Raw genomic sequence first — 13,408 nt, forward strand, 5'->3', positions numbered from 1 at the left:
TTGGAGGCTAGCGTGAACTCGTCATTATACATAGGCGCCACTGGCATGAAGGGCCTGGCTGAGGGCATGAATGTTACCACAAATAACATCGCCAACATCAGCACCATTGGCTACAAGCAGCAGGGCATCCTTTTTTCCGACATTTTCTATGCCGAGCAAGGCGGCATGGGAAACTGGTGGAACGCGCAGCAAGGTTCCCGCGTGGCTCTGGGCCAGGTGGGCATGGGCCTCCAGGTTGAGTCTGTGCGCACGATGTTCGGCCAGGGCAGCTTTGACTCCAGCAATACCGTTACGGACATGGCCATCAGCGGCAAGGGCTTTTTTCAGGTCACGGACGGCGTGGACCTTTACTACACGCGTGCCGGAGACTTCCGCACGGACAACGAAGGCGTTTTGCGCACGCCCTCGGGCATGGCCCTCAACGGCTATAAGTACAATGCCGACGGCACCAAGGGGAGCCTGCAACAGGTCACCATCGACAAGTTCTCCAGCATGCCCGCCAAAACAACCACCGCTGTGGATATGCGCTTTAACCTCGGTCTGACCACGCAAAACTCGGTTGACGCTACCAATCCGTATTTCAGCCTTCTCGGCAACTATGACGCCACCAACTCACCGGCCATTTCCAACACGGCATACGGCTACGCGCAGGGCATTACCCTGTATGGCGCGGACGGCAGCCAGCAGCAGGCCACCATATACTTTGATTCCGCTGCCAGCAGCCAGCCCGGCAGCGTGGTGCAGTACCTCATCGCCACGGGCGATACAGCCAAGGACGGCAGTGCCACCGCAGGCACGGGCGCGCTTATGACAGGCACGCTGACCTTTGACTCCAAGGGGCAGCTGACCGACATGACGGCCTTCACGCCTTCCACGGCGGGCAGCACCGATCTCGCAAACTGGGTTCCTTCCGCGCTTTCGTCAGACGGCCTGCCGCAGATGACCGTGAACGGGGTTGCCACTACGGTGAACCTGGGCATCAGTTCGGCTGGCGGCTGGCAGAATGCCCCTGCCAACGCGGCGGCCGTGGGCACCAGTCAATCCGCTCTGGGCGGCATGGGCACTGGCGCAACCGTATCCGTTGATGCCACCACCAACTACATCGGTTCCTCTCCTGTCACACGGCGCAACACTCAGGACGGCTACCCGTCCGGAGCCCTGAGCACCATCAACATCACCAGTGACGGAACAGTCGTGGGGACGTTTTCCAACAACCAGAGCATGAACCTGTGGCAGATACCCGTCTGCCGTTTCACCAGCGAAGACGGCTTGCACCGCGAAGGCAACAATCTCTTCAGTGCCACCCCCGACGCCGGAAAGATGGAAATGGGCGAGGCCGGAACAGAAAACTACGGCACCATCCGCGCCTATAACACTGAAAACTCCAACGTGGACATGGCCACGGAAATGACCAATATGATCATCACCCAGCGCGGCTTCCAGTCCAACAGCAAGGTGGTCACGACAGCCGACCAGATGTTGCAGAAGGCCGTGGAACTGAAGCGCTAGCCAGACATTCGTTTCTGACGCTTTTTCTGACGCAGCGCAGAGCTGGGATGCCATGCCGCAACAAACGGTTTTTCATGAGCGCCGTTGCGGAAAAACAAAAATATGGCAGCCAGAAATGGCGATATATCCAATAAAACAGACTGTTAATGAATACATGGCACTTTCTATGTTTAAAGCCCCCTTTGAAGGGGGCTTTTTTATTATTTTCACAAATGGTATACTGGTGACACCGAATGCACAAAGCGCGGCATGTTGTGCAAAAATGTCAATTTTGATACGGGGTTGTTCTCATTGCACGAATGAGTTGCAACCCTGTCTTCGACAGTCTGCCCTTTCATCGGCGGGCCTGCCAGAACAACGCAAATAGAGTCGTGATTACTGGCGTAAACGTTATCCCGGGTCAGCCACGGGCCACACTGCCGCATCCATTTTTTTCAGACGGCGGCACGGCAATCAGCATGGAGAAGCCGAAGCCATGAATGCTTCCATTCCGTCAGACATCTCTTCATCAGGATCGAAACCTCTTCAGGCTGACCCACAAGCTGCCGCAGAAACAGTTCTTTACGGCGTCACGGGCTGGCCGCTGGCCCAAAGCCTTTCCCCTCTTTTGCACAATACGGGCTTCAGAACGCTTGGCCTGCCCGCCCTGTACCTGCGCTGGGAAATTCCGCCGCAGCGGCTGCCCGCTTTTGTAGACAGCGTGCGCACCCTGCGCATCGGCGGCTGCTCCGTCACCATTCCCCACAAGGTTGCCCTGCTGCCCCTGCTGGACGAGGTGAGCCCTCTGGCCCGTCAGGTGGGCGCGGTCAATACCATCTACTGGCACGACGACAAGCTTTGTGGCGAAAATACCGATGTGGCAGGATTTATGGCTCCACTGGCACAAGAAGACCTGCACGGCGCGGACGTGCTGCTGCTGGGCGCGGGGGGCGCGGCCAGAGCGGCTGCGGCGGGGCTCATGAGCCTTGCGAAAGACCGCAGGCCGGGCAACGTCTTCATCTGCACACCTTCTGATTCCTCGCATCTGCCCCTGGCCGAAGAATTTGGCCTGAGCCCCATACTGTGGGCACAGCGGCACGACATCCCGGCCCGGCTTGTGGTCAACACCACGCCTCTTGGCATGCGCGGCAAGGCCGAGGATGAGACACCCTACTTTTTTGATCTTGCGGATAAAAAAAACGGAAAAGATGCAGCCGAAACAACTACTTTGGCTTACGACATCGTGTACAACCCGCTGGAAACGCTGTTTTTGCGCGATGCCGCCCGCCACGGCAGACGCTGCCTCTCGGGTATGGACATGTTCTTCGGCCAGGGCGACGCCCAGTTTCGCCTGTGGACGGGGCGTAACCTGCCCCTAGAATCACGGCTCGCTCTGGAAGCGGCCCTGAACTCGAACTAGCGTATTTTTACTTTGAAAGAGTTTAGAAGCTCCAGCGCTGTATGAGTGTGCAGCGCGCCGTAACGAGGCGTGAAATTTTACCGGAAACTATATTTTCCGGCAAAATTGCAACGTTGAAAATGCTCCAAAGTCTGAGTGGCTGGACCATAACACCATTCCACAAGCGTGCTTGCGGCCGCCGTGGAGTACATACAGGGCGTAAAGCCCAGGCCGCCGGATGCCCCCCATCGTCGGTCAGACGCAAGCGAGGTTCATATGCGCATACTTATTTTGCATGGCGTCAACCTGAATATGTTCGGCAGGCGTGATCCCGCCCAGTACGGCAATGCCACGCTGGCCCAGATAGACTCCGGCCTGGAAGCGCTGGGCAGGGAGCTTGGCGTTACGGTGGAATGCTTTCAAACCAATCACGAAGGCGAAATGGTAGAACGCATCCACAAAGTTCTGGATGAAGAGGTTCAGGCTGTGGTCATCAATGCCGGAGCATGGACCCACTACAGCCACGCCATTGCTGATGCTCTGGCCATCTTGAAGATACCCGTGGTGGAAGTGCACATGTCCAATGTTCACGCCCGTGAAAGCTTCAGACACAATTCCGTACTGTCAGCCGTATGCACGGGCAGCATCTGTGGCTTTGGGCCAGCCAGCTATCTGCTTGGCCTTCGGGCCGCGCGCAATGCGGTCATACACATGAACAAATAGGCAAAAGCTAGTTCCAGTACATTCCACTGCACTGGAACTAGCTTTTTACATATTTCTGCGTTACTGATTATAATATTATCATTTGTCCAGGGGGTCCCCCTGTCAGCCTCTAACCAGAGAGTTCTCATGAACGACGCCATCAATCTGAGCCGGATGCGCGATACCGCCTTTACAGCGGAAGTGGAGGCGCTAAGCGGCCAAAACGTGTCTACCTGCTATCAGTGTGGCAACTGCACAGCCGGCTGTCCGGCAGGGCTCGCCTATGACCTTCAGGTCAACAAGATCATGCGCGCTGTGCAGCTTGGCCTCAGAGATGAAGTGCTCAATTCGCGCTCCATCTGGATGTGCCTTTCCTGTTCCACCTGTAGTCTCCGCTGCCCCAACAACATTGACGTTGCGGGCATAATGGAAACCCTGCGCCACATGGCCCGCAAGGAAGGCCGCGTGACCGTGCCCAAGGTGGAAAAGTTCTGGTTTTCCTTTCTGGACACCGTGCGCGCCTTTGGCCGCACCTATGAAATCGGCACGATGGCCCTGTTCATGATGCGCTCCATGCGAGTTTTCACCGACGTGGACCTGGCCCCAGAAGCCCTCAAAAAAGGCAAGCTTGGCCTCAAGCCCCATGTGCTGCCCCAGGGAGCCGCCCCGGTTTCACGCATTTTTGAGCGCTATAAAGAACGCGCCAAACGCGAGGGGGTACGCCCATGAATTTTGCCTACTACCCAGGCTGCTCGGCCAGGGGGTCTTCCAAGGACTACGAAATGTCCACTCAGGCCGTCTGCAAGGCCCTGGACATCAACCTTGTGGATATCCCGGACTGGAACTGCTGTGGTTCCACCCCGGCCCATGCCGTGGATACCGAACTTTCCGCCGCGCTCTGCGTGCGCAATCTGGACATAGCCGCCCAGCAGCAGGCCGAGCTTTTGCTCACGCCCTGCCCGAGCTGTTTGTCCAACCTCAAGCTGGCCGCCAACCGCATGCAGGACGCCGCCTTCCGCACACGTGTGGACGAACTGCTTGACGGCCCTTCGGCCAAAAACTTCCCGCCCGTGACCTCCGTCATGCAGGGTATTGCCGAAACCATTGATATGGACGCCATCGCCGCCCGCGTGCGCAAAAGCCTCAAGGGCTTGCGACTGGCCGCCTATTACGGCTGTCTCATGAGCCGCCCTGCGGAAATCATGAACTTCGGCGACCCGGAAAATCCCACGCTTATGGAAAGCATGCTGACTGCCTGTGGGGCAGAAATGGTGGACTTTCCCCTCAAGACGGCCTGTTGCGGCGCATCGTTCGGCATTCCCGAACGCGTCATGACGGCCCGTAACTCGGGCCGCATTCTTGACCTTGCCACCCAGCTTGGCGTGGACGCCGTTATCGTGGCCTGTCCTCTCTGCCAGATGAACCTTGACCTGCGCCAGCCGCAGGCCTCCAAGGAAATGGGCACGACCTTCAATCTGCCCGTGCTCTATTTTACTCAGATGATGGGCATAGCCTTTGGCCTTGACCACAAGGAACTGGGGCTCAGCAAGCTGCGCGTCAGTGCTGAAGGCCTCATCCGCAAGCTGGACGAACTGCGGCGTAACTCCGCCGCCGACTCCAAGGCCGCTGAAGGAGGCAGGTCATGAGAATAGGCGTTTTCATCTGCCACTGCGGCAGCAATATCGCAGGCACCGTCGACTGTGCCAAGGTGGCGGAAATTGCCCGCTCCTACCCTGATGTTGTCTATGCCGACGACCCCATGTACACCTGCGCCGAACCCGGCCAGGCCGCCATTGAAGCCGCCATTCACGAGCACAAGCTCGACGGCGTGGTGGTTGCCTCCTGTTCGCCCCGCATGCACGAACCCACCTTCCGTCGCACGGTGGAACGCGCGGGCCTGAACCGCTACATGCTTGAAATGGCCAACATCCGCGAACACGTTTCGTGGATTGGCCGCGACATGAACGCCAATACCAACAAGTCTGCGGAACTGGTGCTGCTGGCAGTGGAAAAGCTGCGTAACAACAGGCCCCTGCTGGCCAAGAGCTTTGACGTCAACAAGCGCGTGCTGGTCATCGGCGCCGGCGTGGCGGGCATTCAGGCCGCTCTTGACTGCGCCGACGGCGGCGTGCCCGTGGTGCTTGTCGAACGCGACGCCACCATTGGCGGCAAAATGGCCAAGCTGGACAAGACCTTCCCCACGGTAGACTGCTCGGCCTGTATTCTTGGCCCCAAGATGGTGGACGTGGCCCAGCACTCCAACATCACGCTCTACGCCTATTCCGAAGTGGAAGACATTTCGGGCTATGTGGGCAACTTCACGGTCAAGATCCGCAAACGCACCACCTATGTAGATTGGAACCTTTGCACGGGCTGCGGTGCCTGCACCGAAAAATGCCCCAGCAAAAAAACGCCCGACGGCTTTAATGAGCTCATAAGCAATACCACGGCCATCACCATCGCCTTCCCCCAGGCCATTCCCAAGAAGGCCGTCATCAACGCCGCCCATTGCCGCCAGTTCGTCAAGGGCAAATGCGGCGTGTGCGCCAAGATATGCCCCACCGGGGCCATCAAGTATGACATGGAAGACGAGATCATCACCGAAGAGGTGGGCAGCATCGTGGCCGCCACCGGGTATGATCTTATGGACTGGACCATATATCAGGAATACGGCGGCGGCGCGTACCCCGACGTTATCACGTCCTTGCAGTACGAGCGCCTGCTCAACGCCTCCGGCCCCACCGCCGGGCACATCAAGCGCCCCTCGGACGGCAAGGAACCCAAGAACATCGTTTTCGTGCAGTGCGTGGGTTCGCGCGACAAGTCCATCGGGCGTCCCTACTGCTCGGGCTTCTGCTGCATGTACACGGCCAAGCAGGCCATTCTGACCAAGGACCACATCCCCGATTCCCAGTCCTACGTCTTCTATATGGACATCCGCGCCGCAGGCAAGATGTACGACGAGTTCACCCGCCGCACCATGGAAGAATACGGCACGGAATATATCCGCGGGCGCGTCTCGCAGATTTATCCCGACGGGCAGGGCCAGCTTGTGGTTATGGGCGTGGACACGCTCATGGGTCAGGCCATTGAAGTCAAGGCCGACCTCGTGGTGCTTGCAGTGGGCATCGAGGCCAGCAAGGGCGCGCCCCAGCTGGCTGAAAAGCTGCGCATCTCTTACGACAGCTACGGCTTCTTTATGGAAAGCCATGTGAAGCTCAAGCCTGTGGAAACCAACACCGCAGGCGTATATCTGGCTGGCGTGTGCCAAGGCACCAAGGACATTCCCGCCTCCGTGGCCCAGGGGTCGGCGGCGGCGGCAAAGGTGCTGGCGCTCTTCTCCAAGGACAAGCTGGAAAGTGATCCGCAGATCGCCCAGGTGGACATGCGCCGCTGCGTCAACTGCGGCAAGTGCATCCAGTGCTGCCCCTTCGGGGCCATCAAGGAAGTGGAATTCCGGGGTGAGGGCAAGGCTCAGGTTATCGAAACCGTCTGCCAAGGCTGCGGCCTCTGCACGGCCACCTGCCCGCAGGGCGCCATTCAGCTTTCACACGCCACAGACAACCAGATCCTTGCGGAGGTTAACGCGCTATGCCAGTGTTAGAAGGCAAAGAATTGCGGATTGTGGGTTTTCTCTGCAACTGGTGCTCCTATGGCGGCGCCGACACTGCTGGTGTGGCCCGCGCCACACAGCCCACGGATCTGCGTATCATACGCGTGCCCTGCTCGGGCCGCATCGACCCCTTGTTCATCGTCAAAGCCCTGCTTAACGGGGCGGACGGCGTGCTGGTTTCCGGCTGCCATCCGCGTGACTGCCACTATGCGGCTGGCAACTTCTACGCCCGCCGCCGTCTTGAAGTGCTCAAGCAGTTTTTGCCCGTGCTCGGCATTGACGACCGCCGCTTTGAATACACCTGGGTTTCGGCTTCCGAAGGCCAGCGCTGGCAGCAGGTGGTAACGGTCTTTACCGACCGCATCCACAAGCTTGGCCCCGCGCCCAGCCTGGAAGACCCCGAACCGCTGCTCAAGATTGCCGACATGGCGCTGACCTCCCTGCGGCCTCTGGGCACAGGACAGGCATCGGCCCTTGGCGAACTCAAGGACGCAATCAAAGCCAAGCTGCCCGAACTGGATATGGTTCTCGGCTGGGGCGAAGGCTACGACGCCGCCCACACCGTGCCCATTTTCATGAAAAAGCCCGAAGACGTGGACAAGCTCGTGTGGGGGCCATTCAACGTCAACAACCTTGCCGTGTACCTGCCGTCCTTCAAGGGCAAAAAGGTGGGCATCGTGGTCAAGGGCTGTGACTCGCGCTCTGTGGTTGAGCTGCTTCAAGAAAAGCTCATCCGCCGCGAAGACGTGACCATCTTCGCCATGCCCTGCGAGGGCACGCTGGATATGGCCCGCGTCAATCAGGGCCTTGGCCGTTATACAAAGATCGACAAGGTGGAATATGACGAAGCCGGGGTTACCATCACGGCTGACGGCAAGCCCACCCGCTTCTGCATGACGGATTACGCGCAGGGCAAATGCTACGGCTGTACCACGCCTTCGGCTGTTCTGGCCGATACGCGCCTTGGCGTCCCCGCCAAGGTTGAAGCTGGCCCGTACACCCCGCCGGAACTGGCCCTGCTGGACTCAATGAGCCTTGAAGAGCGCATGGCCTTCTGGCGCGGCCAGATGGACCGTTGCCTGCGCTGCTATGCCTGCCGTAACGCCTGCCCCATGTGCGTCTGCCGCGACTTCTGCGTTTCTGACAGCCGCGACCCGCACTGGATGACGCAGGACGACAGCGTGAAGGAAAAACTGTTCTTCCAGACCATACACGCCATGCATCTTGCCGGGCGCTGCACGGGCTGCGGCGAATGCCAGCGGGCCTGCCCCGTGGGTATTCCCATTCTGGCCCTGCGTCAGCAGATCGGGCGCGCCGTGGGCCAGCTCTTTGACGGCTACAAGTCGGGCATCAATGCCGAGGCCGTGCCGCCGCTTCTGGGCTATGAAGTGGAAGAAAAGAACATCCATGAGAGGGACTGGAAATGAGCATGACCCGATTTGTAACCCCCGACGGTTTGCCCGCCTTTCTGGCCTTTCTCTCACAACAGGGCAACCGCGTGCTTGTGCCCGTGGAAAAGCCCGCGGCCAAGCGTTCCATAGTGTTTGAACCGTGGCGCGAAGGCATGCCCTTTACCCTTGAAAAGGCCACCGTGCCCGCCAAGGAAGCCGTGCTGCCCCAGAGTGAAACCCTGGTGCGCTACAAGAAAAGCAGAGACCCGGAAAATCCCAGCCGCATATCAATGCAGCTTGACGACAAACCCGAGGCCGAAGCCACAGTGGTTTTTGCCACACGTCCCTGTGACGCGCGTGGCTATGCCATCCTTGACCGGCCCTACCTCAAGGGTCCCTTTGCCGACCCTTACTACAAGGCCCGGCGCGAGGCGCTTACCGTCATCAGCCTGACCTGCAACTCCGGCTGCAACACCTGCTTCTGCCACTGGGTTGGCGGCGGCCCCACCTCGCCTGAAGGTTCGGACATTCTCATGACCGAAATCGAAGGCGGCTATGTGCTTCAGGGCATTACGCCCAAGGGTGAGGAACTGCTGGCTGCATCCACGCTGGAAGACGGCGCAGACCGCTTCTCCAAGGTTGAGGAAGTGCGCAAGGCGGCCTGGGCCAGTCTTGTGCCTGCCCCCAATATCAAGGAAGCCCCGGAAAAACTGGCGGCCATGTTTACGGATGTGGAGTTCTGGCAAGACCAGACCGACCGTTGCCTGTCCTGCGGCGCGTGCACCTACTTCTGCCCCACCTGCTACTGCTTCAACATCACCGACGAAGGTGAAGGTTTGAGCGAAAAAGGCGGACGCCGCCTGCGCAGCTGGGACAACTGCATGTCGTCGCTGTTCACGCGTGAGGCCAGCGGGCATAACCCCCGCACCATAAAGGCCTTCCGCATGCGCAACCGTGTTTCGCACAAGTACTCCACCTATCCTGAAAACTGGGGTTCATTCTCATGCAGCGGCTGTGGCCGGTGCATCAGCAACTGCCCCGTCTGTCTGGACATCCGCGCCATCGTACTGGCAGCGCTGGAAGCCAAGCAGCCCAAAGCCGAGTAGGAGCAGACATGGCAACCAAGAAGAATACTACCAAAGCCAAAAACGACTCCAAGGTGGCTGCTCCCGCAGCCGAGGCCAAGGCCGCTGAAGTTCAGACCAAGGCAGCCGAACCCGCGCCCGCCGCACAGGCGGCAGCGCCCAAAAACCAGCCCAAGGCCCAGGCCAAGGGCGGCATGCTGCGCGAAGTGACGGCCCGCCCGCAGCCTGCGGGCAACCCGTATCTGCCTATGACCGCCACCGTGGCTGAAGTCATTCAGGAAACAGGCAACATCCGCACCCTGCGCGTGGTGCTCGACGATGCCGAAGCCATGAAGAACTTCACCTACGAACCCGGTCAGGTGGGCCAGCTCTCGGTCTTTGGATCAGGCGAATCCACCTTTGTTATCAATTCGCCGCCGTCGCAGAAGAACTACCTGCAATTCTCGGTCATGCAGGCCGGGGAAGTAACCGCCGCCATCCACCGCCTGTCGCCCGGCGACAAGGTGGGCGTGCGCGCGCCCCTGGGCAACTACTTTCCCTACAATGACTGGAAGGGCAAAGACGTCTTCTTTGTGGGCGGCGGCATAGGCATGGCGCCCATCCGCACCATCATGATGCACGTGCTGGAAAACAGAAAGGACTACGGCAAGGTGAGCCTGCTTTACGGCGCGCGCACCCCCCGCGACATGGCCTTCAGCTATGAAACTGAAGACTGGCTGCGCCGCGATGACCTGGACTGCACGCTGTGCATCGACGCCCCCTTTGAAGGATGGGAACACAAGGTCGGCCTTATCCCCAACGTGCTCACCGAGCTGAACCCCGATCCCAAAAACTGCGTGGCCGTGCTTTGCGGCCCGCCGATCATGATAAAATTCACGGTGCAGGCTCTGGAAAAGCTGAACTTCGCTCCCGAGAACATCGTCACCACCCTTGAAAAGCGCATGAAGTGCGGCGTCGGCATCTGTGGCCGCTGCAACATCGGCGGGCGCTACGTTTGTGTGGACGGCCCGGTGTTCACCTGGAAGGAACTTCAGGAACTGCCGCCGGAAATGTAGAGAAGATTGATACTGGAATGACTTGTGGGGGAGGGGGCCTTTTTTAAAAGGGTCGCCTCCCCCACAAGTCACACCACCTAAAGCATTTATTCCTCTGACTGCCTCTTGCAGAAAGCCTGTGCCCCGGATCGGACGCGCAGAAGGCAGATCCGCCCATTCTTCAAAGACAAAAGTACCCTAATTAACAGTGATTTTTATCTCTCCACAAGGCAAGAGAAAAACACTGGAAATAATTCCTGAAATGTGTTTTCATACTAAAAAAGTATGAAAACACGCGGTCACACATCGCAACCACTACAGACGATTATGGAGGATACATGCGCCACCCCCACTCCACGGGTTACTCCACGGCTCAGGCCCTGCCCCGTTCTTTTGATTTTCAGCTTCGCGCTCTGGTTCTGACAGCTCTTGCCCTTTGCTGTGCGCTCTTTGCCGTTCCGGCTCACGCTGGCCCTTTTGGCAACCTGTTCAGCAGGGAAACCACACTTGAAATCAAGGACGGAACCGTTTCTCTGCCCGTGTCGGACATAAGCGCCAAGGCTTCGTTCTATAAAGTGAAAATCGAAGGCGTTGACGTCATCTTTTTTGCTCTGCTGGACTCCGCCGGAAAGGTGCGCGTGGCTCTGGATGTTTGCGACTCCTGCTGGCAGTCGGGCAAGGGCTACAAGCAGCAAGGCGATTCAATGGTCTGCCAGAACTGCGGTCTCGCCTTTCACAGTGACCGCATCGGCCTTCGCAAGGGCGGCTGCAATCCGCACCCGGTAGCCTATTCCCTTTCAGATAATTCCGTTGTCATTCCTGCGGCGGAACTGGAGCCAGGCGTCAAATTTTTCGGGTCCCGGTAAGACATGAACATCATAACCATCCCCTTACGCTGCCTGCGGCAGAAGTGGGGGCGCTCCGCTGCGCTGCTGTCAGTCTTTCTGCTTGGCGTGGCGGCCATTACTGCCCTCAACAATGTATCTTCCTCCGTGGCAGAAGGTTTTGAAAAAAAACTCAGCGCCTTCGGAGCCAACATCGCCATTACGCCCAAAAGGGAAACCTTGCAGATTTCCTATGGCGGCATTCCCCTTGGCAATGCCACGGTGGACAGCGGCTATATTCCACTGGCCGAAACCCTGCGCGCCATTGAGGGCATTCCCCTCAAGGACAGGATATCCGTGGTTGCTCCCAAGCTTGCGGGGCTTGTCTCCTTTGCAGGAAAAACGGGCGACGTCACGGTGCTTGTGCCTCTTGTGGGGGTAAATTTCGAATCTGAAGTGGAGCTGAAGCAGTTCTGGCATGTGCGGGGTTCCATCCCCGGCGTTGAAAATATGCATGCACCTGACCCGCTTATGCAGCGCCTGGAAGAACAGCACGCCAAGCATGCCGATCAGGCAGACATGGCCAGCGCAACAAATCAATCCAGCCCAATGAATTCTGGCAAGACTGCTCAGGCAGACAGCATGGGCCAAACTGCGCAGGACGCGCAGACAGATGTGGCAGCCCCGGCAGGCCAGTCTGAAAGCCCCGTCCCTGCCGCAAGCGGCATGCAGCAACACCAGACAGATGGTGATTACAGCGCCTTCTTTGCAGGCATAAACGAAGCGCAGCAGTTTCTTTATACCCCCGGCCCCATTGATTTTAGCAACCTTTCCACCGCCTCAGAAGCTGCTGGTTGCTCCGGCATGACGGGCGGCTCCACTGACTATGCCGGGCAATCTTCCCAAGCCGCACATCAGGGGCACGAGGCAGCGGGAACAGCCAACCTCAACGGCAACACGCAGCACGCCACTGACCCGACATCTATGATGGGAATTGCGCAGCATACCGGACAGGATGCAAGCCATAATCCCCAAGCCGCACTGCACGGCCAGACCCGTAATTCAAGTGAAGGCATCACACCCGGGCGTCATCTGCTGGCTGGAGCGTCCGTGGCAGAACGCTTGAATCTGGCTCCAGGTCAGACAATCTGGCTCAACGGGGGACAATTCCTTGTGGAAGGCGTGCTGCAATCCACAGGCAGCGATGACGACAACGTGCTCTTCGCCCACATGGCCGAAGCGCAGAAGCTTTTTCACGCGCCTGATGCCGCCAGCTTTATAGAAGTGGCCGCGCTTTGCTCCGGCTGCCCCATTGAAGACATCGTGGACGAATTGAGCGCATCCCTGCCCGGCCAGGATATACGGGCCTTGCGGCAGGTGGTGGCACAGCGCATGTATTCCATTTCCTTCGCACAGAACATGGCCCTTGTGGTTACTGTGGTCATTCTGTTCTCTGCGTGTGTTATGGTGGTTATGTCCATGCTGGTTTCCGTCAACGAGCGCCGTAAAGAAATCGGCTTGCTGCGAGCTGTGGGTTTTTCACGGCGGGCGGTCTTCTTTGTCTTTGCCGCCGAAGCGCTTGTTATCGGCTTTCTGGCAGGCACGACAGGGTACGCGGCGGGATATTTTGCGGGAAGCAAGGTTCTTGTGGCCATGCAGATAGAAGCCGCGGCCTATCCGGCTTTTTCCTTTGCGGCCCTGTTCGGATACGGCCTGATGGCAAGCGCCCTTGCTGTGCTGGCCGCCGCCTTTCCCGCGTGCAAGGCAGCCCGCGCCAACCCGGCGGAAGCGCTTACTTCACTGTAGCGCCTGCCAGAGTACCCTTGAGAAAATATTTCCTCAAAGTTACAGGCACGCCCGCTACGGCATTTT

General features: G+C 58.7%; 12 protein-coding genes. All 12 read left to right on the plus strand.

What is annotated here, in order from left to right:
• Nucleotides 1–12: 12 nt before the first annotated feature.
• The 12 genes from HNQ38_RS07235 (at nt 13) to HNQ38_RS07290 (ending at nt 13,342) form a co-directional block, all read left to right on the plus strand.
• Nucleotides 13–1,509: a flagellar hook-basal body complex protein gene (locus HNQ38_RS07235; RefSeq protein WP_183718927.1), complete on the plus strand. Its 1,497-nt coding sequence runs from the start codon at nt 13–15 to the stop codon at nt 1,507–1,509.
• Nucleotides 1,510–1,561: 52 nt separating this feature from the next.
• Nucleotides 1,562–1,876: a hypothetical protein gene (locus tag HNQ38_RS07240; protein WP_183718929.1), complete on the plus strand. Its 315-nt coding sequence runs from the start codon at nt 1,562–1,564 to the stop codon at nt 1,874–1,876.
• A 108-nt stretch (nt 1,877–1,984) separates the two neighbouring features.
• Complete coding sequence (locus HNQ38_RS07245; RefSeq protein WP_183718931.1) at nt 1,985–2,908, plus strand: shikimate dehydrogenase family protein; 924 nt, start codon at nt 1,985–1,987, stop codon at nt 2,906–2,908.
• 255 nt (nt 2,909–3,163) lie between these two features.
• A complete protein-coding gene (gene aroQ, locus HNQ38_RS07250) occupies nt 3,164–3,610 on the plus strand; it encodes a type II 3-dehydroquinate dehydratase (RefSeq protein WP_183718933.1) in 447 nt (148 codons plus the stop codon).
• A gap of 126 nt (nt 3,611–3,736) precedes the next feature.
• The gene (locus HNQ38_RS07255) at nt 3,737–4,318 is read left to right on the plus strand and encodes a 4Fe-4S dicluster domain-containing protein (RefSeq protein ID WP_183718935.1); all 582 of its coding nucleotides are present in this window, start codon (nt 3,737–3,739) and stop codon (nt 4,316–4,318) included.
• Nucleotides 4,315–5,235: a CoB--CoM heterodisulfide reductase iron-sulfur subunit B family protein gene (locus HNQ38_RS07260; protein WP_183718937.1), complete on the plus strand. Its 921-nt coding sequence runs from the start codon at nt 4,315–4,317 to the stop codon at nt 5,233–5,235. The genes HNQ38_RS07255 and HNQ38_RS07260 overlap by 4 nt, the downstream gene beginning before the upstream one ends.
• Nucleotides 5,232–7,193, plus strand: a complete 1,962-nt coding sequence (locus HNQ38_RS07265; RefSeq protein WP_183718939.1) for a CoB--CoM heterodisulfide reductase iron-sulfur subunit A family protein — start codon at nt 5,232–5,234, stop codon at nt 7,191–7,193. Before HNQ38_RS07260 ends, HNQ38_RS07265 begins: the two co-directional genes overlap by 4 nt.
• A complete protein-coding gene (locus HNQ38_RS07270; RefSeq protein ID WP_183718941.1) occupies nt 7,181–8,629 on the plus strand; it encodes a hydrogenase iron-sulfur subunit in 1,449 nt (482 codons plus the stop codon). Before HNQ38_RS07265 ends, HNQ38_RS07270 begins: the two co-directional genes overlap by 13 nt.
• Entirely contained in the window at nt 8,626–9,699 is a 1,074-nt protein-coding gene (locus tag HNQ38_RS07275; protein WP_183718943.1) for a 4Fe-4S dicluster domain-containing protein, read from the plus strand. Before HNQ38_RS07270 ends, HNQ38_RS07275 begins: the two co-directional genes overlap by 4 nt.
• A gap of 173 nt (nt 9,700–9,872) precedes the next feature.
• Complete coding sequence (locus tag HNQ38_RS07280; protein ID WP_183719379.1) at nt 9,873–10,733, plus strand: FAD/NAD(P)-binding protein; 861 nt, start codon at nt 9,873–9,875, stop codon at nt 10,731–10,733.
• A gap of 317 nt (nt 10,734–11,050) precedes the next feature.
• Entirely contained in the window at nt 11,051–11,578 is a 528-nt protein-coding gene (locus tag HNQ38_RS07285; protein ID WP_183718945.1) for a DUF2318 domain-containing protein, read from the plus strand.
• Between the two features lie 3 nt (nt 11,579–11,581).
• Nucleotides 11,582–13,342, plus strand: a complete 1,761-nt coding sequence (locus HNQ38_RS07290) for an ABC transporter permease (RefSeq protein ID WP_183718947.1) — start codon at nt 11,582–11,584, stop codon at nt 13,340–13,342.
• Nucleotides 13,343–13,408: the final 66 nt, after the last annotated feature.

Origin of the sequence: Desulfovibrio intestinalis (genome assembly GCF_014202345.1) — a bacterium.
Taxonomy (GTDB): domain Bacteria; phylum Desulfobacterota; class Desulfovibrionia; order Desulfovibrionales; family Desulfovibrionaceae; genus Desulfovibrio; species Desulfovibrio intestinalis.

Coding starts and splice junctions, on each gene's coding strand:
- HNQ38_RS07240 (WP_183718929.1), top strand. CDS start 1,562: ATGCCGCAACAAACGGTTTTTCATGAGCGCCGTTGCGGAAAAACAAAA.
- HNQ38_RS07245 (WP_183718931.1), top strand. CDS start 1,985: ATGAATGCTTCCATTCCGTCAGACATCTCTTCATCAGGATCGAAACCT.
- aroQ (WP_183718933.1), top strand. CDS start 3,164: ATGCGCATACTTATTTTGCATGGCGTCAACCTGAATATGTTCGGCAGG.
- HNQ38_RS07255 (WP_183718935.1), top strand. CDS start 3,737: ATGAACGACGCCATCAATCTGAGCCGGATGCGCGATACCGCCTTTACA.
- HNQ38_RS07260 (WP_183718937.1), top strand. CDS start 4,315: ATGAATTTTGCCTACTACCCAGGCTGCTCGGCCAGGGGGTCTTCCAAG.
- HNQ38_RS07265 (WP_183718939.1), top strand. CDS start 5,232: ATGAGAATAGGCGTTTTCATCTGCCACTGCGGCAGCAATATCGCAGGC.
- HNQ38_RS07270 (WP_183718941.1), top strand. CDS start 7,181: ATGCCAGTGTTAGAAGGCAAAGAATTGCGGATTGTGGGTTTTCTCTGC.
- HNQ38_RS07275 (WP_183718943.1), top strand. CDS start 8,626: ATGAGCATGACCCGATTTGTAACCCCCGACGGTTTGCCCGCCTTTCTG.
- HNQ38_RS07280 (WP_183719379.1), top strand. CDS start 9,873: ATGCTGCGCGAAGTGACGGCCCGCCCGCAGCCTGCGGGCAACCCGTAT.
- HNQ38_RS07285 (WP_183718945.1), top strand. CDS start 11,051: ATGCGCCACCCCCACTCCACGGGTTACTCCACGGCTCAGGCCCTGCCC.
- HNQ38_RS07290 (WP_183718947.1), top strand. CDS start 11,582: ATGAACATCATAACCATCCCCTTACGCTGCCTGCGGCAGAAGTGGGGG.